The organism is Clostridioides sp. LIBA-7602, from assembly GCF_056688945.1.
Map to the genome: position 1 here is coordinate 1,683,801 of NZ_CP196991.1, position 24,485 is coordinate 1,708,285.

At 27.3% G+C, this 24,485-nt stretch carries 26 protein-coding genes and 1 other annotated feature; of the genes, 24 read left to right on the forward strand and 2 right to left on the reverse strand.

The window, feature by feature from the left end:
• Positions 1-36: 36 nt before the first annotated feature.
• The 4 genes from ACTG45_RS08040 to ACTG45_RS08055 all read left to right on the forward strand — a co-directional run bounded on the left by ACTG45_RS08040 (position 37) and on the right by ACTG45_RS08055 (position 3,827).
• Entirely contained in the window at positions 37-1,428 is a 1,392-nt protein-coding gene (locus ACTG45_RS08040) for an MATE family efflux transporter (protein WP_479920135.1), read from the forward strand.
• Between the two features lie 107 nt (positions 1,429-1,535).
• Positions 1,536-2,576 (forward strand): Fic family protein, encoded by a 1,041-nt coding sequence (locus ACTG45_RS08045; protein ID WP_021384319.1) that lies wholly within the window; start codon positions 1,536-1,538, stop codon positions 2,574-2,576.
• A 312-nt stretch (positions 2,577-2,888) separates the two neighbouring features.
• The gene (locus ACTG45_RS08050) at positions 2,889-3,542 is read left to right on the forward strand and encodes an FMN-dependent NADH-azoreductase (protein ID WP_021384311.1); all 654 of its coding nucleotides are present in this window, start codon (positions 2,889-2,891) and stop codon (positions 3,540-3,542) included.
• 75 nt (positions 3,543-3,617) lie between these two features.
• Positions 3,618-3,827 (forward strand): hypothetical protein, encoded by a 210-nt coding sequence (locus ACTG45_RS08055; RefSeq protein WP_021384315.1) that lies wholly within the window; start codon positions 3,618-3,620, stop codon positions 3,825-3,827.
• Positions 3,828-3,967: 140 nt separating this feature from the next.
• On the opposite strand, the gene ACTG45_RS08060 is transcribed toward ACTG45_RS08055, so the two are convergent.
• Entirely contained in the window at positions 3,968-4,534 is a 567-nt protein-coding gene (locus tag ACTG45_RS08060; protein WP_021384316.1) for a DUF1836 domain-containing protein, read from the reverse strand.
• A 160-nt stretch (positions 4,535-4,694) separates the two neighbouring features.
• Between ACTG45_RS08060 and trhA the strand changes: the two genes are divergently transcribed.
• On the forward strand, positions 4,695-5,348 hold the full coding sequence (gene trhA / locus ACTG45_RS08065) for a PAQR family membrane homeostasis protein TrhA (RefSeq protein ID WP_021384309.1): 654 nt from the start codon (positions 4,695-4,697) through the stop codon (positions 5,346-5,348).
• Between the two features lie 157 nt (positions 5,349-5,505).
• Here trhA and ACTG45_RS08070 read toward each other — a convergent pair whose 3' ends face one another.
• Complete coding sequence (locus ACTG45_RS08070; protein ID WP_003420092.1) at positions 5,506-5,682, reverse strand: hypothetical protein; 177 nt, start codon at positions 5,680-5,682, stop codon at positions 5,506-5,508.
• A 526-nt stretch (positions 5,683-6,208) separates the two neighbouring features.
• On the opposite strand from ACTG45_RS08070, the gene ACTG45_RS08075 reads away from it, so the two are divergent.
• From ACTG45_RS08075 to ilvB, 19 genes are all read left to right on the forward strand, one after another.
• Positions 6,209-7,153: an ATP phosphoribosyltransferase regulatory subunit gene (locus ACTG45_RS08075; protein WP_479918567.1), complete on the forward strand. Its 945-nt coding sequence runs from the start codon at positions 6,209-6,211 to the stop codon at positions 7,151-7,153.
• Between the two features lie 21 nt (positions 7,154-7,174).
• Positions 7,175-7,801 (forward strand): ATP phosphoribosyltransferase, encoded by a 627-nt coding sequence (hisG, locus tag ACTG45_RS08080; RefSeq protein WP_021384322.1) that lies wholly within the window; start codon positions 7,175-7,177, stop codon positions 7,799-7,801.
• Positions 7,802-7,828: 27 nt separating this feature from the next.
• A complete protein-coding gene (gene hisC, locus ACTG45_RS08085) occupies positions 7,829-8,878 on the forward strand; it encodes a histidinol-phosphate transaminase (protein WP_479920136.1) in 1,050 nt (349 codons plus the stop codon).
• A 2-nt stretch (positions 8,879-8,880) separates the two neighbouring features.
• Positions 8,881-9,459 carry an imidazoleglycerol-phosphate dehydratase HisB gene (gene hisB / locus ACTG45_RS08090; RefSeq protein ID WP_479920137.1) on the forward strand — a complete coding sequence of 193 codons (579 nt, stop codon included), beginning with the start codon at positions 8,881-8,883 and terminating at the stop codon, positions 9,457-9,459.
• Position 9,460: 1 nt separating this feature from the next.
• Complete coding sequence (gene hisH / locus ACTG45_RS08095; protein ID WP_021384321.1) at positions 9,461-10,066, forward strand: imidazole glycerol phosphate synthase subunit HisH; 606 nt, start codon at positions 9,461-9,463, stop codon at positions 10,064-10,066.
• Positions 10,063-10,785 (forward strand): 1-(5-phosphoribosyl)-5-[(5-phosphoribosylamino)methylideneamino]imidazole-4-carboxamide isomerase, encoded by a 723-nt coding sequence (gene hisA, locus ACTG45_RS08100; RefSeq protein WP_479918569.1) that lies wholly within the window; start codon positions 10,063-10,065, stop codon positions 10,783-10,785. Before hisH ends, hisA begins: the two co-directional genes overlap by 4 nt.
• Positions 10,767-11,525, forward strand: coding sequence for an imidazole glycerol phosphate synthase subunit HisF (gene hisF / locus ACTG45_RS08105; protein WP_479920138.1), 759 nt, complete (start codon positions 10,767-10,769; stop codon positions 11,523-11,525). Before hisA ends, hisF begins: the two co-directional genes overlap by 19 nt.
• A gap of 28 nt (positions 11,526-11,553) precedes the next feature.
• Positions 11,554-12,222: a bifunctional phosphoribosyl-AMP cyclohydrolase/phosphoribosyl-ATP diphosphatase HisIE gene (gene hisIE, locus ACTG45_RS08110; RefSeq protein WP_021384312.1), complete on the forward strand. Its 669-nt coding sequence runs from the start codon at positions 11,554-11,556 to the stop codon at positions 12,220-12,222.
• 801 nt (positions 12,223-13,023) lie between these two features.
• Positions 13,024-14,361 carry an APC family permease gene (locus ACTG45_RS08115; protein WP_021384376.1) on the forward strand — a complete coding sequence of 446 codons (1,338 nt, stop codon included), beginning with the start codon at positions 13,024-13,026 and terminating at the stop codon, positions 14,359-14,361.
• Between the two features lie 550 nt (positions 14,362-14,911).
• On the forward strand, positions 14,912-15,745 hold the full coding sequence (locus ACTG45_RS08120; RefSeq protein ID WP_479920139.1) for a polysaccharide deacetylase family protein: 834 nt from the start codon (positions 14,912-14,914) through the stop codon (positions 15,743-15,745).
• Positions 15,746-15,813: 68 nt separating this feature from the next.
• Positions 15,814-16,770 (forward strand): peptidylprolyl isomerase, encoded by a 957-nt coding sequence (locus ACTG45_RS08125; RefSeq protein WP_021384346.1) that lies wholly within the window; start codon positions 15,814-15,816, stop codon positions 16,768-16,770.
• A 51-nt stretch (positions 16,771-16,821) separates the two neighbouring features.
• Positions 16,822-17,304 carry an RNA polymerase sigma factor gene (locus ACTG45_RS08130; protein ID WP_021384362.1) on the forward strand — a complete coding sequence of 161 codons (483 nt, stop codon included), beginning with the start codon at positions 16,822-16,824 and terminating at the stop codon, positions 17,302-17,304.
• Between the two features lie 11 nt (positions 17,305-17,315).
• Positions 17,316-18,185, forward strand: coding sequence for an anti-sigma-V factor RsiV (gene rsiV / locus ACTG45_RS08135; RefSeq protein ID WP_021384360.1), 870 nt, complete (start codon positions 17,316-17,318; stop codon positions 18,183-18,185).
• A 13-nt stretch (positions 18,186-18,198) separates the two neighbouring features.
• Positions 18,199-18,978: an anti-sigma-V factor RsiV gene (gene rsiV / locus ACTG45_RS08140; RefSeq protein ID WP_479920289.1), complete on the forward strand. Its 780-nt coding sequence runs from the start codon at positions 18,199-18,201 to the stop codon at positions 18,976-18,978.
• Between the two features lie 41 nt (positions 18,979-19,019).
• On the forward strand, positions 19,020-19,847 hold the full coding sequence (locus ACTG45_RS08145) for an XdhC family protein (protein ID WP_021384325.1): 828 nt from the start codon (positions 19,020-19,022) through the stop codon (positions 19,845-19,847).
• Positions 19,847-20,608, forward strand: coding sequence for a M48 family metallopeptidase (locus ACTG45_RS08150; protein WP_021384327.1), 762 nt, complete (start codon positions 19,847-19,849; stop codon positions 20,606-20,608). Before ACTG45_RS08145 ends, ACTG45_RS08150 begins: the two co-directional genes overlap by 1 nt.
• 161 nt (positions 20,609-20,769) lie before the next feature.
• Positions 20,770-21,026: a binding site (T-box leader), on the forward strand.
• A 110-nt stretch (positions 21,027-21,136) separates the two neighbouring features.
• Positions 21,137-21,376 carry an ACT domain-containing protein gene (locus ACTG45_RS08155; RefSeq protein ID WP_021384344.1) on the forward strand — a complete coding sequence of 80 codons (240 nt, stop codon included), beginning with the start codon at positions 21,137-21,139 and terminating at the stop codon, positions 21,374-21,376.
• A 233-nt stretch (positions 21,377-21,609) separates the two neighbouring features.
• Positions 21,610-22,656 carry a ketol-acid reductoisomerase gene (gene ilvC / locus ACTG45_RS08160; RefSeq protein ID WP_265113935.1) on the forward strand — a complete coding sequence of 349 codons (1,047 nt, stop codon included), beginning with the start codon at positions 21,610-21,612 and terminating at the stop codon, positions 22,654-22,656.
• A 50-nt stretch (positions 22,657-22,706) separates the two neighbouring features.
• Positions 22,707-24,395, forward strand: a complete 1,689-nt coding sequence (gene ilvB, locus ACTG45_RS08165; RefSeq protein ID WP_479920290.1) for a biosynthetic-type acetolactate synthase large subunit — start codon at positions 22,707-22,709, stop codon at positions 24,393-24,395.
• Positions 24,396-24,485: the final 90 nt, after the last annotated feature.

Consider the following 24,485-nt stretch of genomic DNA (forward strand, 5'->3'; position numbering starts at 1 on the left):
GTGGAAAATTGAATATTAGAAGAAGGAGGAGACTTGATGGAAAATCAACAATTATTAGGAACAGAACGAATTAGTAAATTACTACTTAAATACTCTATACCAGCAATAATAGGTATGTTGGTAAATAGTTTATATAATGTAGTAGATAGAATCTTTATTGGAAATATACCAGGAGTTGGGCCACTTGCAATAACAGGTCTTGGTGTTACAATGCCGATAATGACAATAATACTTGCATTTGGTATGTTGATAGGTATAGGAACCACTACTACAATATCAATAAAACTTGGGCAAGGTAAAGTAGAAGAGGCAAGAAAGCTTATAGGAAATGCAATGACATTATCTGTAATAACAGGAATTATTATAATGATACTTGGAATATTATTTGCAAATAAGATACTTACATTATTTGGAGCAAGTGAAAATACTCTTATATATGCAAAATCATATATAAATATCATATTATTAGGTACAGTAGTAAATCTTCTTTCCTTTTCTTTAAACCACTCAATAAGAGCTGATGGTAGTCCTAAAATTTCAGCAGGAATAATGATAGTAGGATGTTTAACTAATATAGTTTTAGATTGGATATTAATATTTGGATTTAATTTGGGAATACAAGGGGCTGCAATTGCTACAATAACTTCTCAAGCTCTTACAGCTGTTTTAACTATAGGATATTATATAAGTGGAAAATCAAACTTACGATTCAGTAAATCTAATTTAAAATTAGATAAAAAACTAATAAAAGCAGTATTTGCAATAGGTATGTCTCCATTTGCAATGCAACTTGCAGCAAGTTTGGTTCAGGTCATATCAAATATTGCACTTAAAAATCATGGTGGAGATTTGGCTATAGGGGCTATGGCTACAATTTCATCTATCGCAATGGTATTTTTAATGCCTATCTTTGGAATAAATCAAGGAGCGCAACCTATTATAGGTTTCAATTATGGAGCTGAAAAATATGATAGAGTTAAAAAAGCATATTTAGGTTCATTAGTAGTGGCTACTATAATTTTATGCATGGGTATGGTGGTAATTGTACTTTTCCCAGAAGCGATTATAGGAATATTTAATAAAGACCCTGAACTTATGAATATATCTGTTAATGGATTAAGAATATACTTACTTATGTTGCCAATTGTAGGCTTATCAGTTACAGGAACAAACTTTATACAATCTATAGGAAAAGCCAAAATGGCAATGTTGTTAAGTCTCTTAAGACAAGTAATTTTATTGATACCAGCAGTACTAATTCTTCCTACATTCTTAGGTTTGCAGGGTGTATGGACAGCTCAACCAGTATCTGACTTTATAGCTACAGTAATTACAGGTATAGTTGTATTTAAAGAGTTAAAAAGATATACTCCGAAGAGTGAAAGGTTGAATGAAAGTGAAAAATTAAATGAGATAACAACAGAATAAAAAATATAAATTCAGATAATTGAGCAAGAAATTGCAAAAAACACAATTATATGATAAAATAAAACCGCTGTCAAGGATAAGAGAAATTCTAATTATGGAGTGATTTTATGGAATTTACAAAGAAAAGCAAATTAAAAAATATGTATGTAAACATGAATGTAGCAAGAATGTTGTCTAAGATAAATGAGTATAAGGGAAGACAACTGCTTTACAAAAAACAACCAAAAGACATTTTAGAAAGATTAGAAAAAAAATCTTTAGTAGATTGTTCTGAATCTACATACATTGGAAATCAAAGAGATAGTAGTAATTTTAATTTAGAAAAATTAATAAGTAATGAAGTTACACCTAGAAGTAGAGAAGAATTGAGTATTGTTGAATACAGAGATGTAGTAAAAACTATTAATAGTGCTTATGAAAGTATTCCAATAAGTTCACAAACAATTCTTGAGCTTCATGGATACTTATATAAATTTTCATCTACTAGAGGAGGAAGCTACAAATCAGATAATGATTTTATTGAGCACAATTTAAAATGTGGTGAATTCATAAGTATTGATTCAAGCATCAATAAGGTCGAAAAAGCTATAGAAGAAATATGTGAAGCTTATAATACATTGATAGAGGAAGATGAAATTGATATATTAATATTAATTTCTGCATTTGTGTTAGATTTCATATTGATACATCCATTCAAAGAAGGTAATATAAAAATGGCGAGAGTGCTTATCCTATTGTTGCTAAATAAAAATGGATATGAAGTTGGAAGATATATAAGTTTAGGAAAAATATTTGATGACAGTTCATATGAGTATTACAGTAATTTAAATTATCTGAAAGCGTCTATAGGTAATGAAAAAGCAGATATGAATGCTTGGATTGAGTACTTTTTAGAGACAATATTGACCGCATATGAGAAGTTGGATGATAGTTTAAATATATCTGATAAGAAGAGACAAACAAAAACTAGTAGAATAGAAAAAATAATAAATTCTACTCTTGGATATTTTACAAAAGAAGATATAAGAGATTTATGTCCTGATATTCCAGAACCTACAATAAATAGAGTTTTTAACAATCTAAGAAAACAAGATAAGATAGAGGTTGTTGCAAGAGGTAGAAGCGCAAAATGGAAGAAAAAATATTAAAAAATATTTAAATAATTGTAATGGTATAGTGTTTTAACACTATACCATTTTTGTTTAAATTATAAAATTTAAGTATTATTTAATCTTAGTACATTTTATTATAAAAAATATTGTAATAATTACTTATGTGAAAGTCTCTATTTTTTATTATATCTTTAATATTTTCTGTAACTAATATACATTGTATTTTATTGTTTTTTACTTTTAAGATTATTTAAGATTTGCATCTCTATTTATTTTATGATTCGTCAACAGAATAGAATGGTTATATTTGTGAAATAATAATATAAAAATAATATTAGGAGTGATTTTATGAAGAAAAAATTATTATATATAAATGTAAATTCAAAACCTGAAGACTTATCTTCAAGTAAAACTGTAGCAAGAAAATTTATAAATAAATTTATGGAAGAAAACAAGGATTTTGAGGTTGAAGAGATAGACCTTTATAAAGAGCATATACCAAGACTTGAATATCAGTACTTTGAAAAGAGAAATTGCATAGTTAATGAAGAAGATGCTAAGAAGTTGGATGATAAGGACAGAAAAGAGCTTACGAAGATTAGGAGCCTTTGTGACCAATTTGTGAGTGCAAGTGTATACGTAATAGCAGCACCTATGTGGAGCTTATCTTTTCCAGCACCACTTAAAGAATATATAGACTGTATAATTCAAGATGGAAAAACTATATCATTTGAAGGTAATGATAAACCACAAGGGATTTTAAATGATATTGATAGAAGTATGGTATATATACAATCTTCAGGTGGACACATACCATGGGTATTAAAACCAGTTATGAACAAAGGGTTAAATTATGTGGAAAGTATCATGAAATTTATAGGAATTAAGAAATTTGATGAATTATTAGTAGATGGAACTGGAACTAGTGAAGATGAAAGACAAAGTGCAATAGAGAAAGCATCTGAAAAAATAGAAGGAATAATAGATTCTATGAAATTTTAGTTATAATATTTTATTAAAAATATAAAGGAAAAACCTCTTTTAATGTAGAAACTTATATTGAAGGAGGCGAGAATCATGCGAGAAGAAAAAAGTAATGAAAAGTATGATTGTTATTGGTGTAATCAAGAAAATAATTTCTGTGTAGAGATAAAAGACAATGTAGTTATGATAGATGATGGCACTGGTATATTAAAACAAGCCGTTTTCATAGGGTACAAACAAATCCAAGTTAATTTAAATTGTTCACATTGTCAAAATTTAAATAGAATAAAATTAAATTTGTAGAACCTTAACATGGAAATTATTAGAAAGAATTAAAAATAGAAAGTATTAATATTTAGACTGAAAATTATATTGTATACAATGGAAGTTGATTTAATTAATATTGTATTTTAATATTTATTTTCAGTCTTACTTTATTGAAGTTATTTTTTAGAAATCTCTGGGAAGTAGGTATCTACTAATTTTTCTGAAATACTTTTTAATTGGTCAGCCATTGAAGTAAGGCTCAATAAGGCTATCAACAAGTCTTCTTTATTTTCTGGATTTATACTGATATTTTCAAAATTAGAATCTATAAAGTTTGGCATATTCTTTCTTTGATTTTCTTTTATAGACATGAATTTTTCATAACAAGTAACTAAGTCTTCTTCATTGAAGTCATCTTTTTCGTACACACCATGTAAGATTCTTTTAATTTCTTGTATTGTAAGTGTATTTTTCATAGAATAAATGATTATCATTTGTAAAATTTGTTCTTTAGTATACTTTTTTCCCTTAATAGGTTTGATTAATCCCTCTTTACTGTAATTATTTATCATAGTTTTGGTAAGAATTTTGTCACTCTCAAATCTCTTATTGGCAGAAAGTTTGTTGTCAATTAAAGAAATTATTTGGTCCATGTATAAATCGATAGAGGGAATATCATTTGAAGTTATATCAGCATTATTTACTGTTTCTAGTATTATAGTATTAAGTTCATTATTCATCATATGTTACCTCCATAATATATATAATACAGCAAATTAGAAAATAAAACAATATTAACTCTTGTAAAAAAAACATAAAGTGGTATAATTAAATCTATAATATAGTAATTAAAACTATATTGATAACTGTGATTTTTAAAATACATAATTGTAGGAGGACGAAATGTATCAATTTTTTTTGAAGGGTAGAGACCCAATAAGTAGTTTAACTCATTTTATAGGGGCTTGCTTATCTCTTTTAGCAACTATAATTTTAGTTTTTCAATCTGTATCATTACAAGAAACCTCTCTTTTGATGATAGTATCTGTATCAATATTTGGATTGTCGTTAATTGCCTTATATAGTGCAAGCTCATATTATCATTTTTTAAAGGGAACACCAGAACAAGAATTATTTTTTAGAAAAGTAGACCATGCAATGATTTATGTATTGATTGCTGGTTCTTATACACCGATATGTCTAAATTTTATGGGAAAAAAAGAAGGCATAATATTTGTTACAGCAATATGGATAGTGGCTTTTATTGGCATAATAATAAAAATCTTTTGGATGGATGCACCTAGATGGTTGTCTACAAGTATATACTTACTTATGGGTTGGGCAATTGTTTTTGATATAAATGCATTCAATTCAATACCTAAGGATTGTCTTAAGTTATTGATTATGGAAGGTGTATCTTACTCTATAGGTGCGATTATTTATATTATTAAAAAGCCTAATATAAGTCCTGAATTTGGGTTTCATGAAATCTTTCATATTTTTATTATGGTAGGTTCTTTATTTCACTTTTTAGCTGTTTTATTGTATGTTTTATAATTTTAAAAAGTTTAATTAGTTGATACTAAATTTCTACAATGAATAAAATGGAACTGTCTTATATAGATTATATTTTCTACAAATAAGACAGTTCCTTATTATAAATATTAAATTTTATTTATAATAGATTTTGATAAAAATAGTACATTCAAAATGTCTATTCCATAATTCCTTTAATGTACTTTTCATTTACGACATATAGTTTGAATTTATGTACTATAATTATGTCCTCTAAATTCTCTGAAACACTAACAATTCTAACACATTTATTTCTAATTTCTACAGGTAAATCTAAATCATTTGTTAAATTCACATAGTCATCATATTTATACATAAAATCATCCCTTTACATTAAGATATACTTATTATACTATATTTTAATAAGTTTTTTTAAATTATTACAATTTTTCCCGAAATTTCATTTTATATACATAAAATTTCCAAATTAGGCAAGGATTAAATTTATAATTGTACAAATAAAAAGCCTATATAAAATATTTTATTCAATTTTACAAATAACTATTGCCAATTTTTGAAAAATATATTATCATTAATAGTAACAAAAAACTGTAAATTTAGAATATTAATAAAAATTACTTGGGAGGAAATTATCATGGTGAGATTAAATATAGTAAAATTAAATACAAAATTAAATCATCACCATCATCATAGATTAAAGGGATTGTAATATGAAATTAATTCATAGACACAAGCCCTGTTTTTAGTGTAATTGGTCTTGTATCTATGATGGGAAGTAATTTTAAGAGAAAATTATAGCCATATAGGTATAAAGCCTATATGGCTTTTTATTGTTTTAAATTTACAAAGGGAAGAGTAATTTTAATGAAAAGGGTGATAATATGAAGTTTTTAAGGATTGAAGATGAAGTCATTTATTCTAAAAAAAGATATAAATTAAAAAGAGAAATAGATAAACTTTTTTTAGACGAAGAGTATTTTCAAATAGAGCCACAATTATTTGAAGAATACGATGAGTTTACAAGTATTAACAATAAAATACCAGAAGAATCTATGGTAAAGGTTGTAAATGGAAAAGTAATGGTGCTTAGAGCTGATATAACTACAAGTATAATCAAAAGTCTTGTGCCAAGATGGGAAGATGGTTTAAAACTTAAACTTTTTTATAATTCATCAATATATAAAAATAAAAATACAGTTGGAATAAAAGAGATAAGACAGATAGGATGTGAATGTCTAGGAGAATCTTCTGTAGAGGCAGATAGAGAAGTAGTAAAATTAGCTCTTAAGATACTTGAGAAATACAATAATAAGTTTATATTAGAAGTTGGGAGTAGTAAGTATATTAATGGATTGTTAGAAGAATTAAACCTAAATAAGAATTGTGAGAATCAAATTAAAAATTTATTGTATACGAAAAACAATCATGAATTAAAAGCATATATTGAAGAGTTAAAACTTAAAAATGAAATAAAAGAGTTATTATCAAATATTTTAAGTTTGCAAGGGAATTTATATAATGTTATTGAAAAATCAAAAAATTTCTATTGTAATGATAAAATGAAACAAGCACTTGAAGAATTAAAGCAAATAAATGACTTAATTGAAGAGTGTAATTTTTTAGATAAGGCTAGATTTGATTTATCAATGATTACAATGCTTGATTATTATGAAGGTGTTATGTTTAGAGGTTATTATCCAAACTCGTATAAAGAGATTTTGAGTGGGGGAAGATATGATTCTTTAACTAAAGAATATGGAAAAGAAATTCCAGCTATTGGGTTTACATTAAGTGTTGATGAGTTAATGAAGTATGTATATAAATAGGAGCTAAAAGGAGGGGTTATTTTGGATTATTTGACTATAGCACTAGCAAAAGGAAGAATAGAAGGAGAATCGTTTAAAAAATTTAAAAAAATGGGTCTAGGGGATAGTATAGACACAGATACAAGAAAGTTAATCTTTAAAGATGAAGAAAATAAAATAATATATATACATGTCAAGCCATCAGATGTAGTTACATATGTTGAAAAAGGAGTAGCAGACCTTGGTATAGCAGGGAAAGATACTATTTTAGAGAATGAAACAGATGTATATGAAATATATGACTTAGGTTTTGGTAAGTGTAAATTTGCTGTAGCAGGATTAAAAGGCGACAGTATATATAGAGAAGATGAATATCTAAAAGTAGCTACAAAGTATCCAAATATAGCTAAAAAATATTTTAAGGAGAAAGGTCAAAAAATTGAAATAATAAAATTAAATGGTTCTGTAGAATTAGCTCCAATAGTAGGATTATCAGATGTAATTGTAGATATAGTTGAGACAGGTAATACACTTAAAGCAAATGGTCTTGAAATATTGGAAGATATATGTGATATAAGTGCTAGAATTATATCAAATAGAGCTAGTTATAGATTTAAATACGAACAAATTCAAAATATAATTCGTTTATTTGAAGAACTGGATAACTAAAATACAATTAAGAAGGAGGAGTTTAAATTGAGAGAAAAAGAAAGTATAAGAGAATTAAAGGGATATGAACCAAATCATGTGAATTGCAAAGTAAAACTTGATGCAAATGAAGGAAGTAAGAAGTTGTTTAAGCATCTTATTAAAGAAATTTCTGATAGTGATATAGATTTAAATTTATATCCTGAAGATTCTTATAGTGAATTGAAAGAGTCTATAATAGATTATATAAACATTTTTGGAGTAAGTAAGAAAAATCTTTTAGTAGGAAATGGTTCAAGTGAAATAATTGATTTGATAATACACACTTTTGTAGATAAAGATGAAGTGATATTAAGTTTTTCTCCAAGTTTTAGCATGTATTCTATATATAGTCAAATAAATGGCTCTAAGTTTATAGGCGTTGAAAGTGACGAAAATTTAGTTATAAATATAGATAATGTAATTGAAAAAGTAAAAGAAAATAATCCTAAAATAGTAATTGTATGTAATCCAAATAATCCAACTGGAACAATACTAAAGAGGGAAGATATAATAAAACTTTTAAATTCAACTGATAGTTTAGTAGTTCTAGACGAAGCATATATGGATTTTGGAGAAGAAAGTATGTTGAGTGATGTTTTTAAGTATGAAAACCTAATAGTTCTTAGAACCTTATCAAAGGCATTTGGATTGGCTGGAATAAGAACAGGATATATGTTATCTAATAGTAGTTTAATAGATTCTGTTGAAAAGGTAAGACCTCCATATAATTTAAATTCATTATCAGATTTCATTGCAACAAGAGCTCTTAGAAATAAAGATGTAGTAAAAACTTATATAGATGAAGTAAAAAAAGAAAGAGAAGTTTTATATAAAGAAATGATTGATATAGGAATTAAGGCATATAAATCACAAGCAAACTTTATATTATTTTATTCTGAATTTGAAAATCTATCACAAAAACTTATTGATAGAGGGGTGCTAATAAGAGAATTTAGTGGAAAGTTAAAAAACTATTATAGAGTTACAATTGGTGATAAAGAAGAAAATGCTATATTTATGGAAGCTATAAGAGATATTTTGAAAAAGGAGAAATAGGTATGAGAATTTGGAGGATAGAAAGAAATACTCTTGAAACACAGATTTCAGTAGAACTAAATATCGATGGTTCTGGTAAAGCTGAAATAGATACTGGAATAGGATTTTTAGACCATATGCTTACATTGATGGCATTTCATGGCAAGTTTGATTTAAAGGTGCTTTGTAAAGGTGATATATATGTAGATGACCATCATAGCGTTGAAGACATAGGTATAGTCATAGGTGAAGCATTTAAAAATGCTTTAGGTGATAAAAAAGGAATAAGGAGATATTCTAATATCTATATACCTATGGATGAATCTCTATCAATGGTAGCAATAGATATAAGCAATAGACCATATCTTGTATTTAATGCTAAATTTGATACTCAAATGATTGGTAATATGAGTACTCAATGTTTTAAAGAATTTTTTAGGGCTTTTGTAAATGAATCCAGAGTAACATTACATATTAATCTTTTATATGGAGAAAATGACCATCATAAGATAGAAAGTGTATTTAAAGCATTTGCAAGAGCTTTAAAAGAAGGTAGTGAAATAATTTCCAGTGATATAGCATCTTCAAAGGGGGTTTTGTAGAATGAATATAATAGTAGATTATGGTCTTGGAAATATAGATTCTGTATCTAGAGGTTTTAAAAAAGCTGGAATAGAAACTAAAATTTCTAGTGATGTAAATGAAATCAAGCAGGCAAATTCACTTATACTTCCAGGCGTTGGGGCCTTTAGAGATTCTATAAATGCTTTAGACGAACTAGGATTGATACCAATATTAAGAGAACATGCTTCAAAAGGAAAATTTCTGATAGGTATATGTTTAGGGATGCAATTACTTTATGAAAAAAGTTATGAGTATGGAGAATACGAAGGATTAGGACTTATAAAAGGAAGCATTGATAAATTAGACATAAGTTTAAAAGTGCCACATATGGGATGGAATAATCTAAAATTTAATAAGAAAGACGATGATATACTTAAATATATTAAGGAAGATGACTATGTATACTTTGTTCACTCATATTATGCAAATTCATCAAATGAGGAGCTTGTTGCATTTTCAGAGTATGAAAAGAAAATTCCTGCTATAGTTAGAAAGGGTAATGTATATGGTATACAATTTCATCCAGAGAAAAGTGGAGAAGTAGGTTTAAATATATTAAAAGCATATGGGGAGATGATAAAATGATAATATTTCCAGCAATAGATATAAAGGACAACAAATGTGTGAGACTTACTCAAGGAGATTTTGATAAAGTAAACGTATATTATGATAATCCATTAGAGGTAGCTCACAAATGGAAAGATGAAGGAGCAGAATATATACATATAGTAGATTTAAACGGAGCTAGAAGTGAATTTGGTGTAAATACGAAAACAATTGAGAATATAGCTAACAATATAGATATACCAATTCAAGTTGGTGGTGGAGTTAGAGATAAGGAAAAAGTCCAAAGTTTAATAAAAGCTGGTGTTACTAGAGTGATACTAGGCAGTATAGCTATTGAAAATTTAAATTTGGTCGAAGAATTAGTCGATGAATATAAAGATAAAATTGTAGTTTCTATAGATGCTAAAGATGGAAAGGTAGCAGTCAGAGGTTGGGAAGTTGTAAGTAATGTGGATTCGCTAACATTGTGCAAACAACTTGAAAAAATAGGTGTACAAACTATTGTTTATACAGATATATCAAAAGATGGTATGTTACAAGGTCCAAATTTTGATATATATGAAAAAATCTCAAATGAAACATCACTAAATGTTATTGCTTCAGGAGGAGTAACTTCTATAGATGATGTCAGAAGATTAAAAGATATGAACTTATATGGTGCGATAATAGGTAAAGCACTTTATGATAAAAAGATAGACTTTAAGGAGGCACAACAATTATGCTTACTAGAAGAATAATACCATGTCTAGATGTAAGAAATGGAAGGGTTGTAAAAGGTAAAAAATTCAAAGATATAGTAGATGTTGACAGCCCAGAAGTACTTGGGAAATTTTATAGTGATTGTGGTGCAGATGAACTTGTATTCTATGATATAACTGCATCAAATGAAGATAGAAAGACATCCTTGGAATTTGTAACAAAAGTTGCAGAAAATATAAATATACCATTCTGTGTTGGTGGAGGAGTAAATAAGTTAGAAGATTTTACTGATATTTTAAGAAAAGGTGCTGATAAAGTTTCTATAAATTCATCAGCAGTCAAAAATCCTGAATTAATAAGGGAAGCATCCTTAAAATTTGGAGCACAATGTGTTGTTTTATCAATAGATGCAAAGAAAAATAAAGAAGGTTCATGGAGTGTATATGTAAAAGGTGGTAGAGAAAAGACTGACTTGGATGCAATTGAGTGGGCTGTTAAAGCTGTAGAACTTGGAGCAGGGGAAATAGTTGTAAATAGTATGGACGAAGATGGAATGAAAAATGGATATGACATAGAGTTGTTGTCAAAAATAACTTCTTTAGTGAATGTACCTGTTATAGCATCAGGGGGTGCTGGTAAAATGGAGGATTTTTATGAGGCTGTCAAAGAATCTAATGTAGATGGAATTTTAGCAGCATCTGTTTTTCATTTTGGAGAGATAAAAATAAATGATTTGAAGAAATATTTAAAAAACATGGGTGTAGAAGTAAGATTGTAAGTTAAATATCTAAGAGGAGATTGAAAATATGGAAAATAAATGTGGTAATATATATAGTGGGGAAATAGAAGAATTTATAAAAAGTGTAAATTTTGATGATAAAGGTTTAATTCCTGTTGTTGTTCAAGATGTAGTGAGTAAAGATGTGCTAATGTTGGCATATATGAATAAGGATGCTATAAAGAGAACTTTAAAAGATAAAGTAGCTTGTTATTTTAGCAGAAGTAGACAAGAGCTTTGGATTAAAGGAGAGACATCTGGGAATACTCAGAAAGTTGTTAAGATGTCTTATGACTGTGATGTAGATACTATATTACTTTTAGTTGAGCAAACTGGTGTAGCTTGTCATACAGGAAATTATTCTTGTTTTTATAGAGATTTATTTGATGATACTAATAAAATGGAATTTGAAGTAGAAAAAAGTATATTGAAAGAATTATATGATTTAATAAATGAAAGAAAAAATAATCCTGTTGAAGGTTCTTATACTAATTATCTTTTTGAAAAAGGTATAGATAAAATACTTAAAAAAGTTGGTGAAGAAAGTAGTGAAGTAATTATAGCATCAAAGAATACTGATAAAAATGAACTTATCTATGAAATTAGCGATTTAGTATATCATACATTGGTATTGATGATAGAAAAAGACGTTAAGATTGATGAGATAAAAAAGGAGTTACTCAACAGAAGGAAATAAAATAAGATAGATTGATAGGGAATAAGAAAATATATCGCTTTTTATAAAAAGTGGTATATTTTTTTATTCCCTATTTTTAATTTGTGGAGTAATATGTAAATATCTCGATTTAATTTATTATATACATAATTTATTAATAAAATAATTAAAATACATTATTTATTTTATAAAAAATAAGATTATCTAATTATATTTAAGTAAAATAATATGAAAATAATTTTTAAATTAAAAAATAGTAATAAAAATAGTGATTTTATAAAAAAATAGAGTTAGATTTCAATGCTTGAAAAACGTTTTCAAAACTAATATTTTATTTTTTTATTAAAAAATAAAATATTAGTTTTGATTTCTGGTTTAAGTTGAGTTATAATAAATTGTCAAATTATTTATTATTATAAAATAGACTATAAAACAAGCAAAAGTCATACTATTATATAAAAGACATTTAAAATAAGAAATTATAAAAAGACAAATAAAATGTTTTTGAAAAATAGTGAAATTTTATTGCAAAAAATTTAAAACGATTTCAACTTAATAGTTATAATCCTTTTTAGTTGCTATAAATATACAATGTATATTATACAATATAAAAAATGCATTTACTTAAAAAAATATTATTAGATTTGGATTTATAATTTTTTTAAACTTTAAGCTATCATAAAAGTAAAATATTACAAAAGCTGAGTAGAGATTATTTTATTTTAATAAATAATAAAAACTATTTTTCTATAATATTGGCATAATATATGCTTATATAACTATGAAATTAAAATTAAATAAGATTAAAGTAGGAGGAAAAAAATGGGAAGTAATGAACTAAAAAAGACTCTTGGCGTGTCAGCAGCATTATCTACTGTTGTTGGTTCTGTTATAGGAGCTGGTGTATTCTTTAAACCGCAAGCAGTTTATACATTGACTGGAGGAGCTCCAGGTCTTGGTATATTAGCATGGTTAATAGCTGGAATTATAACTATAACAGCTGGTCTTACAGCTGCAGAGGTATCAGTAGCGATACCAAAAACTGGTGGAATGATGGTATATATAAAAGAAATTTATGGAGAAAAATTAGGATTTTTAACTGGATGGATGCAAATTGTACTATTCTATCCTGGAATGATGGCAGCCTTAGGTGTTATATTTGGAGAACAAGCCTCAGCTTTAATTGGTAGCCCATCACTATTACTTCCAATAGCTATTGGAATTATAGTAATAGTTGCAGGATTAAATATGTTGGGTTCAAAAACTGGAGGAGCTATACAGACTGTTTCTACAATATGTAAATTAATACCACTTATTTTGATAATGATTGTTGGATTTATTAAAGGTGGTGGAGATAATCCAATACTTACACCTATGGTTGGTGAAGGATTAAGTCTAGGTAGTGTGTTAGGTCAGGTTTTAATTGCTATATTATTTGCATTTGATGGATGGATGAATGTTGGTACTTTAGCTGGAGAAATGAAGAATCCTGGAAAAGACCTTCCAAAAGCTATAATAGGTGGATTATCAGTTGTTATGGCTGTTTACTTTATAATAAACTTAGCATATCTTTGGGTATTACCAGCTAATGAATTAGCAAACTATGCTTCTCCTGCATCAGCAGTTGCTGAAGTTATATTTGGTTCAATGGGTGGAAAAATAATATCTGTAGGTATATTAATTTCAGTATTTGGAGCATTAAATGGATTCTTATTAACTGGTTCAAGAGTTGCATATACTCTAGCTACAGATAAGACTTTACCAAAATATAATACTTTTTCTAAATTAAATTCTGCTCAAGTTCCAGCAAATGCTATAGCATTAGTATCTGTTATTGCATCTATATATGCTTTATCAGGTCAATTTAACTTATTAACTGACTTAGCAGTATTTGCGACTTGGATATTCTATGTATTAACATTTATAGGAGTAATGAAACTTAGAAAAACTCATCCAGATATGCCAAGAGAGTATAAAGTACCATTATATCCAATTGTTCCTATAATAGCTATAGCAAGTGGTATATTTGTTGTAGTTAATCAATTATGCTTTGCAGGTATGAAAACTACTATGATATCTATAGGAGGTCTTATAATAACAGCTATAGGCTTACCAGTGTATGCCTATATGACTAAAGGGACAAAAAGAGAGTCTAGGTAGTTTATAAATATTTTATAATTATGTAAAAAATAAAATCCCAATCTATTAGCTAATAGATTGGGATTTTATTTTTAATTTTTTGCAAATTAAACTTTTCTATTATAAATAATATAATATTGTATGAATCAGAAAAAATTACCTAATTAATGTAATGATTTATGAATAAGATTAGAAATTTTTACCTAATAACAAAAAATAGTAAACATAAATATATATTGTATGCACTAAAAATGTGCGATAGCATTGTTTTAGTAGTTATTTTGTGTTCGATATTTCTAATTTATAAAAAAAAAATTATAAATTTTAAAAATTATAAATGACATTTTAACTAGAATTAATTGTAAAAAACACTATATAATACTCAATTTTCAACATTCTATGCAATTATACATAAATTATACAGCATAATAATCATCAAAATAACAAATTTTAAAAATTAAGTAAAACTTTTTGTCGAAGTTCAACGTCTATATATATGTAGTGTAAATTTTGTGTGTAAAATACTACAAAAATATAAATGTAAAAATATAGCAATATTGGAGGTCGAACGATGAGAAATAAAAAGAAAAAAATAAATAGAAAGAAATTGTATGTACTTTTAAGTGCTATTGTAGTATGTCTAGCTTTTATAGTAGTTGGTATACGAGTTAGCTCTTTAAATATTAAAGAAGACGAAATTAGTAGAAATACAAAATTGTCAAATTCTACTATTACAGATATAGTATCTAATACAGCAACAGAAATTAGCAAAGGACCAAGTAAAAGTTCTGGAAAAGTAGCATACATAACTATAGATGATGGTCCATCTAAATTTACTGACCAGATGATAAAAACCCTAAATAAATATAATGTTAAAGCAACTTTTTTTATGATAGATGGCAATATGAAGGAATATCCACAACAAGTTAAAAATATAATTAAAAGTGGGAACACAGGAGGTTTTCACAGTGTGTCACATGATATTCATAAGCTTTATGTTACCAATACATCAGCAAAAGAGGAATTTGATACAAATGACCAAACTTTTTACAAAATAACTGGCAAACATTCAAAAGTAATAAGAATACCTTATGGAAGTAAACCATATACACCACAAGCTTCTTATCAAGCTTTAGTTGATGCTGGATACAAAATTTGGGACTGGGATTTAGATACAGAAGACTGGAAATCTAATTCTGCTCAAATCGTACAAAATGTAAAAAATCATATTAAGAATAGAAAAGGTGAAGATAAAGACCAACTTGTAGTTTTAATGCATGAGAAAAAACAGAGTGCAGAAGCTTTAGATTCTATTTTAAAATTCTTATCAGATGAAGGATATGAATTTGCAGCAGTAGACCAAAATCAAATACCAAAAAATTATTGGTTACGTAATTTAGAGTAATTAAAATATAAGAATATTGATTGATATTTTTAGAAATTGATAATAAAAATGAGTGAGGTGTAGATATATTGAATAAAAAACTTTATATAGGAATGGTCGGAATACTATCTTTAATGATGGTTGGTTGCAATAAAAGTTTGGCAAAAGTAAATGATGTGGAAATCACAAAAGAGCAGTATAAAAAAACAAGAGCAGTTTTATCTGCTACTAATAATTATATAAATGGTCAATCTTTAGATGAATTAGAAAAAACTTTGGATAAAAAAGGTAGAAATAAATTAGAAAATGTTATAATATCGTTTATGGTGGATAATGAACTTTTATATCAAGAGGCTAAGGATAAAGGATTAACTCCAACTAAAAGCGAAGTAGACTCAAAATATCAAGAACTAGAAGATAATATGAATTTGAATACAAGTTACAAAGAAAAAATGGACAAAGCAGGTGTTGATAAAGAATATTTAAAACAAGAAATATCTAAAGATTTAGCCATAGATAAAAATAAGAAGGCCTTTGAAGATAGGATAAATGTAAGTGATGTTGATATGGAATCTTATTATACAAAACATAAAAAAGATTTTAATGTAGAAGAAGTAAGTGCTTCTCAGATACTTATATCAACTTTAGACAAAAATAAAAAGGAAGTAAGTAAAGATAAGAAAGAAGCTTTAAAGAAAGAGGCAGATAATATATTAACTAAAATCAAAAATGGAGAAAGTTTTGAAGAATTGGCTAAAAAATATTCAGATGACAAAGCAACTGGAAAAAATGGAGGACAGCTAGGTTATTTCACAAAAGAAGACAAAAATGCTGAGTTTACAAAAGAAGTATTCAAATTAAAGAAAAATGAAGTTTCAAATGTATTTGAGACTAGTTATGGATATCATATAGTCAAAGTTACTGATAAAAGAGAAAGACAAAAAAGTTTTAATGAGTGTCAGAGTTTAATAAGAGAATCTATTTTAAATGAAAAGTATATTGAGCATATAAAGAAATTGAATGAAGATGCAAAAATAGACAGATAGATTTTCTAAAAACTCAATCCTAGCCTGTAATCGGAGGGAGATTTTACAGGAATGTTTAAGAGTTTAAAGAGAACGAAGGTTGAGAAATACATTATCGATAATAAAGACTCTTTTTATAGAATTGCATATAGTTATACAAAGAATGAAGAAGATGCCTTAGATGTGGTTCAAGAAGCCATGTATAAGGCTCTATATTCAGTGGAAAATATTAAAGAAGTAAATTATATAAAGACATGGTTTTATAAAATTTTAGTCAGAACTAGTATAGATTTTATTAGGAAAAACCGTAAATATAATAACATGACAGATATTGACCATATAGATGAAACTGGAGAATGTGATAAATATACTGATTTAGATTTAAAAAGAGCTTTAGAAGAATTACCTATTGAGTATAAATCTATTATAATATTGAGATTTTTTGAAGATTTAAAGATTGAAGAAGTAGCAATAATATTGGATGAAAATGTGAATACTGTTAAAACTAGGCTATATACTGCTTTAAAAAAACTAAAATTAAAAATTGAAGAGTAGGGATAAAAAGAATGACGAGCAAAGAAAGGTTAGATAAGTTAAAAGAGGAGTATCATAAAATTCCAATACCAAAGAAACTAGATACTATAATAAATCATGAGAAAATAGAAAATATATATTATGAAAAAAATAAGAAAGTAAATAGATTAAGATTTAAAGTTGCAATAGCTTTTGCGTGTATGTTTACAGTATTAGTAAATATAAGTCCTGTATTTGCAGACAATTTTTCTAAGATACCTATAATTGGAGGAATAGTAGAAGTAATAACTATAAAAAATTATAGCTTAAAGAGTGAAAATTATGAGGCTGAGATTGATATTCCTAAGGTACAAGGTTTAAAAGACAAAAATTTAGAAAAGCGATTAAATAATAGTTTTATGGAAGATGGAAAAAGACTTTATAATGAATTTCAGCAGAGAATGGAAAAGATAGAATTATCAAAGAATAAAGGATATAAGTCTTTAAGTTTGAGTTATAGTGTTAAAAATAATTCTAAAGATTTTCTATCAATAGAAATGACAAAAAATGAAATAGAAGCATCGTCATATGTGAGTAAGATACATTATAATGTTGATAAAAAAAGACAAATAGTTTTGACCTTGCCTATGCTTTTTAAGGATGACAAATATATAAAGGTTATTAGCAATAATATAAAAGAACAGATGAGAGAGCAGATTAAAAAGGATAATACAAAGTCATATTTTATAGACCAAGAAAAAGATTTGCCTGTTGAAGATTTTAAAACAATCAACAAGTATCAGGATTTTTATTTTAATAAAAATGAAGATCTCGTAATTTGTTTTGATCAATATGAAGTAGCACCTGGTTATATGGGAGCAGTAGAATTTGTAATACCATATAAAGTAATAAAAGATTTGTAAATTGAATAGTAGTTTGTATAAGTATATTAAGGAGGTCAACATGAATACATGTAAAGAGCTTAAAAAATCTATATTTAAAATTGCTATAGTTTCAATATGTTTAGTGGTATCATTAGTAAATATAAAACCTATATTTGCAGAAAGTTCCTCTAATGAAAATCCAAATAATACAATAAAGGTTGTAAATGCGAAAAATCTCAATTTTAAACAAGGTAATTACGAAATAAAGGTTAGTATTCCTAAAATAGAAGGTTTAAAAGATAAAGATTTAGAGAATAAATTAAATAATGAGTTTTTACAAGATGGAAAAAAACTTTACAGTGAATTTCAAAATGAAATGAAAAAAGAAAATAATAAAGGTCATAAATACCTAAATGTAAGCTATAATGTTAAAAATAATTCTAAGGATTTTTTATCTATAGAAATGATAAAGGAAGAGATAGAAGCTTCTTCAACTGTAACGAAAAAACATTATACTATTGATAAAAATAGAGAAATACTATTAAATTTACCAATATTTTTTAAAGATAGTAGATATATAAGAGCTATAAGTGATAATATAAAGGAGCAGATGAGAACTCAGATTAAAAAAGATAACACAAAATCTTATTTTATAGACCAAGAAAAAGATTCACCAGTAAAAGATTTTGAATCTATAAATAAGTATCAAGATTTTTATATTAATAAAAATGGAAATCTTGTGATTAGTTTTGATGAGTATGAAGTAGCACCAGGTTATATGGGAGCAGTAGAATTTGTAATACCAAATAAAGTGATAAAAAACCTAAGATAGATATATAGAAGATTTTTAGATAGACTGGTAAGGAGAATTATATGAATATATACGAACAAGCTATACAATTAATAGAGAATAAGGAGGATTTTGCATTTGCTACTATAACTTCTCACTCAGGTTCAACACCACGTGAAACTGGGGCCATGATGATTGTAAAAAATGATGGTAAAATATTTGGTTCAGTAGGTGGAGGCAGTGTAGAAGCGACATGTATAAATCATGCAATCAATGTCATAAAAACTAGAGAATCAATGTTGTATAAATTTACTTTAAATAAATCTGATGTAGCAAAACTTGGAATGATATGTGGTGGCAATGGAGAGATACAAATAGATTTTATTGACAGTGAATTAGAGAGTAATATAGAAAGATTTAATAGAAGTTTAAAAGAGAATACAAGTAAAGCATATATATTTGGGGCAGGTCATATCTCAAGAGATGTGGCTGTAATATTATCCCTTTTAGAATTTAGAACAGTAGTAATAGATGATAGAGAAGAATTTGCCAACTCTGAAAGATTTCCAGATTCAGAAGTAGTAGTTTTAGATTCTTTTGAAAATATACCAGATTTTTCAATTGATGAAAATAGTTATATAATTATTTTAACAAGAGGCCACTTATATGATTCAAGTGCTTTAGAATGGGCTCTTAAAAGAAATTCTGGGTATATTGGTATGATTGGAAGTAGAACCAAGATTGGTTTAACATATGAAAAGCTTATGAAAAAAGGTTTTAAAAAGGAAGAATTGGAAAAAGTTCATGCACCAATAGGTATAAAATTGGATGCTCAGACACCAGCTGAAATAGCTGTATGTATAGCTGCTGAGCTTATAAATTGTAGAGCAAATAAGGAAAAAAGAAGCTGATGAATACAGTAACAGAAGAAGCTGACATTTTAAATGTAACTTTTAGAGGGAATGAAATAAAGGTGTTTTTACTGTATAAAAATAGAAAAAATATCTCTATAAAAATAGACTCATTTGGTAAAATAATTGTAACAAGTCCTCCAAGCATATCTAAAAAAATAATAAGAGATATAATAATTGAAAAAGGGGACTGGATACTTAAAAAATCTGAAAAATATAAAGGCAGAGAAGAGTCATACCAACAAAGAATGTTTATAGCTGGTGAAAAATTTCTTTATCTAGGTAAAGAGTATTCTTTAGTTATAAAAGAAACATTGGAGAATTCTGTCAAAAAAAGTAACTATAAAATAAATATTGATGAATCTCAAATAATTATTCATACCAATGATACTAGTAAAGACTTTATAAAAACGTCTTTAAAGCATTGGTATAAAACAGAAAGTCAAAGAATAGTTTTAGAGAGAATAGATTTTCTTAAGTCAAATTGTGAAATAATAAAGCGATTGATTCCAGCAAGTGTCAAGATAAAAGAGCAAAAAAAGAGATGGGGGAGTTGCACATCTCAAAAAAATATTTATATAAATTCAAAAATATCTATGGCAAGAGTAGATGTAATTGATTATATAATAATACATGAGTTTAGCCATTTAATACATATGAATCATTCTAAAAAATTTTATGATTTGGTAAAATCTATTATGCCAGATTATAAAGAAAAAGAAAATTGGCTAAAAATAAATGGATATAAAATAATAATATGAAAACGGTTGTTTCAAAACTTATATTTAGAATATAGAAAACATATTATTGTGAAAAAAATAAATAATCTGAAAATTTTAAAAAAAGTCATTGACATTATAAAAGATAGAGAATATAATCTATATTAACAACAAAACAGATGGAAAATATAAAATTAAAAAAATTAAAAGCGATGACAGAGACAATGATACTAATGGTGTTATCCACAGAGAACCAATGTTGCTGAGAATTGGCGTTAACAGTAGTATAATGATCACTCTGGAGCTTTTGTACTGAATATTTTTAGTAAGTACAAACGTCTGCCAACGTTACATGGCTAAGGTTAAGGTAATCAATTACCCGACCTGAAAAAAGAGGGGTAGATGTATTTTTATATCTACAAATAAGGTGGTACCGCGGAATATAACTTTCGTCCTTATAAGTAATATTTATATTGCTTATAAAGATGAAAGTTTTTTTATTTTAAGTGATATAAAAAGTTCAATCCATATAAAATTAATAAAAAATAATAAAAATAAGGAGGAATTTTTATGGAAAATACTGTATATGCTAAATTAAACCAAGGGATAGATTCTTTTTTAAGAGTGGCTATGACTCTTAGAAGGAGAGAAGTTGATATACAATCAATAAGTATGACTGTAGATAATATGAATAACTCAGGCATAAAACTAATAGTAAATGAAGAAAAAACATCTTTAGATTGTGTTTTAAATCATATGAAGAAGTTACATGATATAAGAGAAATAACTGTCGAGAAAGTAAGACATTAATTAAATGTATTTTATAAAAATAAAAACTAAAGATAAACGTATTTATGTTAAAGTAAAAAACTAAAGATAAATATTAAATGAGAAAAATCTTAGAATAAAAATACAAACATCATTGAATTTATGAATTTACTATAATTGATAAAGACTGAAAATTCTAAAAAATGATTTTGAAATCATGAGAATTAAGAAATGGAATCTGTTAAGTAGCCTAAAATCAATGATAATGAGTATAAATTTCTAATAAAAATAAATATCATAAAAATGAGAGAAAGTATTGGGAGGAAATAAAAATGGCAAAGATGTATTATGAAAATGATGTGAATTTAGAGGTTTTAAAAAATAAAAAGGTTGCAGTTTTAGGTTATGGGAGTCAAGGGCATGCACATGCACAGAATCTTAGAGATAATGGTGTAGATGTAGTGGTAGGACTTTATGATGGAAGTAAATCAGCACAAAAAGCAAAAGAAGATGGTTTTGAAGTTAAGAGTGTAGCAGAAGCAACAAGAGAAAGTGATTTGACAATGTTATTAATGCCTGATGAGAAACAAAAGAAAGTTTATGAAGAAAGTGTAAAGGATAACTTAAAAGAAGGTCAAACATTGGCTTTTGCACATGGATTCAATATACATTATAACCAAGTACAACCACCAGAATTTGTTGATGTTGTAATGGTAGCTCCTAAAGGACCTGGTCACCTAGTTAGAAATGTATTTACAAAGGGAAGTGGAGTTCCTGCACTATTTGCAGTATATCAAGACTACACTAAAAAAGCTACAGAGACAGTTTTAGCATATGCAAAAGGAATAGGAGCAACAAGAGCAGGAGTTTTAGAAACTACTTTTAAAGAAGAAACAGAAACAGATTTATTTGGAGAGCAATCAGTACTTTGTGGTGGAATAAGTGAACTTATAAAATTAGGATATAAAACACTTGTAGATGCAGGGTATCAAAAAGAAGTGGCATATTTTGAATGTCTACATGAAATGAAACTAATAGTTGACCTTATATATGAAGGTGGATTTGAAAGAATGAGATATAGTATAAGTGATACAGCAGAATATGGAGACTATGTATCTGGTAAAAGGGTAATAACTGATGCAGCAAAACAAGGTATGCAAGAAGTTTTAGAAGATATACAAAATGGAAAATTTGCGAAAGCATGGATTAAAGAAAATGAAGAAGGACGTGAAAACTTCCTTAAAACTAGAGAAGCAGAATATGCTACAGAAATAGCGGAGGTTGGAAGAAATCTAAGAAGTATGATGTCATTCTTAAAATAAATATATTAAATGGATTAGTTTGAGGGAAAGAGTGGTGCATGGTAGTGCGTATGAACGGGGCAAAAGTAATTTTAGAATGCTTAAAGAAAGAGGGAGTCGACACAGTATTTGGATATCCTGGTGGAGCAGTAATACCTCTTTATGATGCTCTATATGATTATCAAGATGATTTCAAGCATATAAGGACATCTCATGAACAAGGTTTAGTTCATGCAGCAGATGGTTATGCAAGAAGTACTAATACAGTGGGGGTCTGTTTTACAACATCTGGTCCAGGGGCAACAAATGCTATAACTGGAATAGCAACAGCCTTTATGGATTCTTCTCCTATGGTTGTAATTTCAGGGCAAGTTCCAACAAGTTTATTGGGAAAAGATTCTTTTCAAGAAATTGATATAACTGGAGCAACTTTATCCATGACAAAGCATAATTATTTAGTTAGAAGTACTAAAGAATTGATTTCTACAATAAAAGAAGCTTTTAAGGTTGCAAATTCAGGAAGAAAGGGACCTGTACTTGTAGATGTACCAAAGGATTTATTTTTGGCAGAAATGGATTTTAGTGATGAGGATTATGATTTATGTCAAATAGATGATTATATGGATTATAAGAACGATTTTGACTTAGAGGATGAAATAAATGCTAAACTTTTAAACGATACAATAGATATAATAAAAGAATCTAAAAGACCTATAATATATGCTGGTGGAGGTGTTAAGTCATCGGATAGTGAAGAGATTCTTGAAAAATTTGCATCCAAAATAGATACACCTGTATTAAATACACTCATGGGTCTTGGTAATATAGATAGAAAAAAAGAGCTATCTCTTGGCATGGTTGGAATGCATGGGAGTAGAGAAAGCAATCTAGCTCTTTCTAACTCAGATTTGGTTATAGCTATAGGTGCAAGATTTAGTGATAGAGTAATAAGTAAAAGTTCTGAATTTGCTAAAAATGCAAAGGTAATACACATAGATATAGACCCATCTGAAATAAGTAAAAATATAAAATCAAATGTATCTTTAGTTGGAGATGTGAAATTGGTTCTTAGTCTATTATTAGAAAAGGTGGATAGTAAGAACAATAGCCATTGGAAAGAAGAGATAAAGACTTTTAGAAAGAGTGAGGGTGTACAAAAAGGAGAATTTCATCCACAAAACATACTTAGAAAAATAAATGAGAAGTATGAGAAACTAGAGAACCCTACTGTAGTGGTAACTGATGTTGGTCAGCATCAAATGTGGGCTGCGAAATACTGGGATTTTAAAGGTAATAAAAGCTTTATAACATCAGCGGGATTAGGGACTATGGGCTTTGGTTTGGGTGCAGCTATTGGAACTAAAGTTGGTAATGTAGATAAAAATGTAGTTTTAGTTACTGGTGATGGAAGTTTTAGAATGAATTGTAATGAATTAGCTACAGTTGCAAACTATAATGTACCTATACTTATTTTATTGCTTAATAATAGGACATTAGGAATGGTAAGACAATGGCAGAAATTGTTTTCTAATCAAAGATACTCTCAAACTGACATCAATGAAAATGTAGATTATGTTAAACTTGTAAATGCCTATAATATTGATGGATATAAGGTATCTGATATGGAAGGATTAGAAAAAGCTTTAGCTGTAATGGATTTTGATAAACCTGTGTTTTTGCAATGTGATATAGACAAGGATTATGATGTTTATCCTATTGTAGCTCCTAATGATGCTTTAGAAAATTTAATATGTAATTAAGACCTATGCTGAATATTGATAAAGTTTTTTATTGAAACTTTATGGATATTCAGTTTTTTATTTAAGTATAGATTTTTTTATCTTTGTAAA

Excerpts from the sequence above, each read along its gene's own strand:
- ACTG45_RS08040 (WP_479920135.1), top strand. The coding sequence starts at position 37 with ATGGAAAATCAACAATTATTAGGAACAGAACGAATTAGTAAATTACTA.
- ACTG45_RS08045 (WP_021384319.1), top strand. The coding sequence starts at position 1,536 with ATGGAATTTACAAAGAAAAGCAAATTAAAAAATATGTATGTAAACATG.
- ACTG45_RS08050 (WP_021384311.1), top strand. The coding sequence starts at position 2,889 with ATGAAGAAAAAATTATTATATATAAATGTAAATTCAAAACCTGAAGAC.
- ACTG45_RS08055 (WP_021384315.1), top strand. The coding sequence starts at position 3,618 with ATGCGAGAAGAAAAAAGTAATGAAAAGTATGATTGTTATTGGTGTAAT.
- ACTG45_RS08060 (WP_021384316.1), bottom strand. The coding sequence starts at position 4,534 with ATGATGAATAATGAACTTAATACTATAATACTAGAAACAGTAAATAAT.
- trhA (WP_021384309.1), top strand. The coding sequence starts at position 4,695 with ATGTATCAATTTTTTTTGAAGGGTAGAGACCCAATAAGTAGTTTAACT.
- ACTG45_RS08070 (WP_003420092.1), bottom strand. The coding sequence starts at position 5,682 with ATGTATAAATATGATGACTATGTGAATTTAACAAATGATTTAGATTTA.
- ACTG45_RS08075 (WP_479918567.1), top strand. The coding sequence starts at position 6,209 with ATGAAGTTTTTAAGGATTGAAGATGAAGTCATTTATTCTAAAAAAAGA.
- hisB (WP_479920137.1), top strand. The coding sequence starts at position 8,881 with ATGAGAATTTGGAGGATAGAAAGAAATACTCTTGAAACACAGATTTCA.
- hisH (WP_021384321.1), top strand. The coding sequence starts at position 9,461 with ATGAATATAATAGTAGATTATGGTCTTGGAAATATAGATTCTGTATCT.
- hisA (WP_479918569.1), top strand. The coding sequence starts at position 10,063 with ATGATAATATTTCCAGCAATAGATATAAAGGACAACAAATGTGTGAGA.
- hisF (WP_479920138.1), top strand. The coding sequence starts at position 10,767 with ATGCTTACTAGAAGAATAATACCATGTCTAGATGTAAGAAATGGAAGG.
- hisIE (WP_021384312.1), top strand. The coding sequence starts at position 11,554 with ATGGAAAATAAATGTGGTAATATATATAGTGGGGAAATAGAAGAATTT.
- ACTG45_RS08115 (WP_021384376.1), top strand. The coding sequence starts at position 13,024 with ATGGGAAGTAATGAACTAAAAAAGACTCTTGGCGTGTCAGCAGCATTA.
- ACTG45_RS08120 (WP_479920139.1), top strand. The coding sequence starts at position 14,912 with ATGAGAAATAAAAAGAAAAAAATAAATAGAAAGAAATTGTATGTACTT.
- ACTG45_RS08130 (WP_021384362.1), top strand. The coding sequence starts at position 16,822 with ATGTTTAAGAGTTTAAAGAGAACGAAGGTTGAGAAATACATTATCGAT.
- rsiV (WP_021384360.1), top strand. The coding sequence starts at position 17,316 with ATGACGAGCAAAGAAAGGTTAGATAAGTTAAAAGAGGAGTATCATAAA.
- ACTG45_RS08145 (WP_021384325.1), top strand. The coding sequence starts at position 19,020 with ATGAATATATACGAACAAGCTATACAATTAATAGAGAATAAGGAGGAT.
- ACTG45_RS08150 (WP_021384327.1), top strand. The coding sequence starts at position 19,847 with ATGAATACAGTAACAGAAGAAGCTGACATTTTAAATGTAACTTTTAGA.
- ACTG45_RS08155 (WP_021384344.1), top strand. The coding sequence starts at position 21,137 with ATGGAAAATACTGTATATGCTAAATTAAACCAAGGGATAGATTCTTTT.
- ilvB (WP_479920290.1), top strand. The coding sequence starts at position 22,707 with ATGAACGGGGCAAAAGTAATTTTAGAATGCTTAAAGAAAGAGGGAGTC.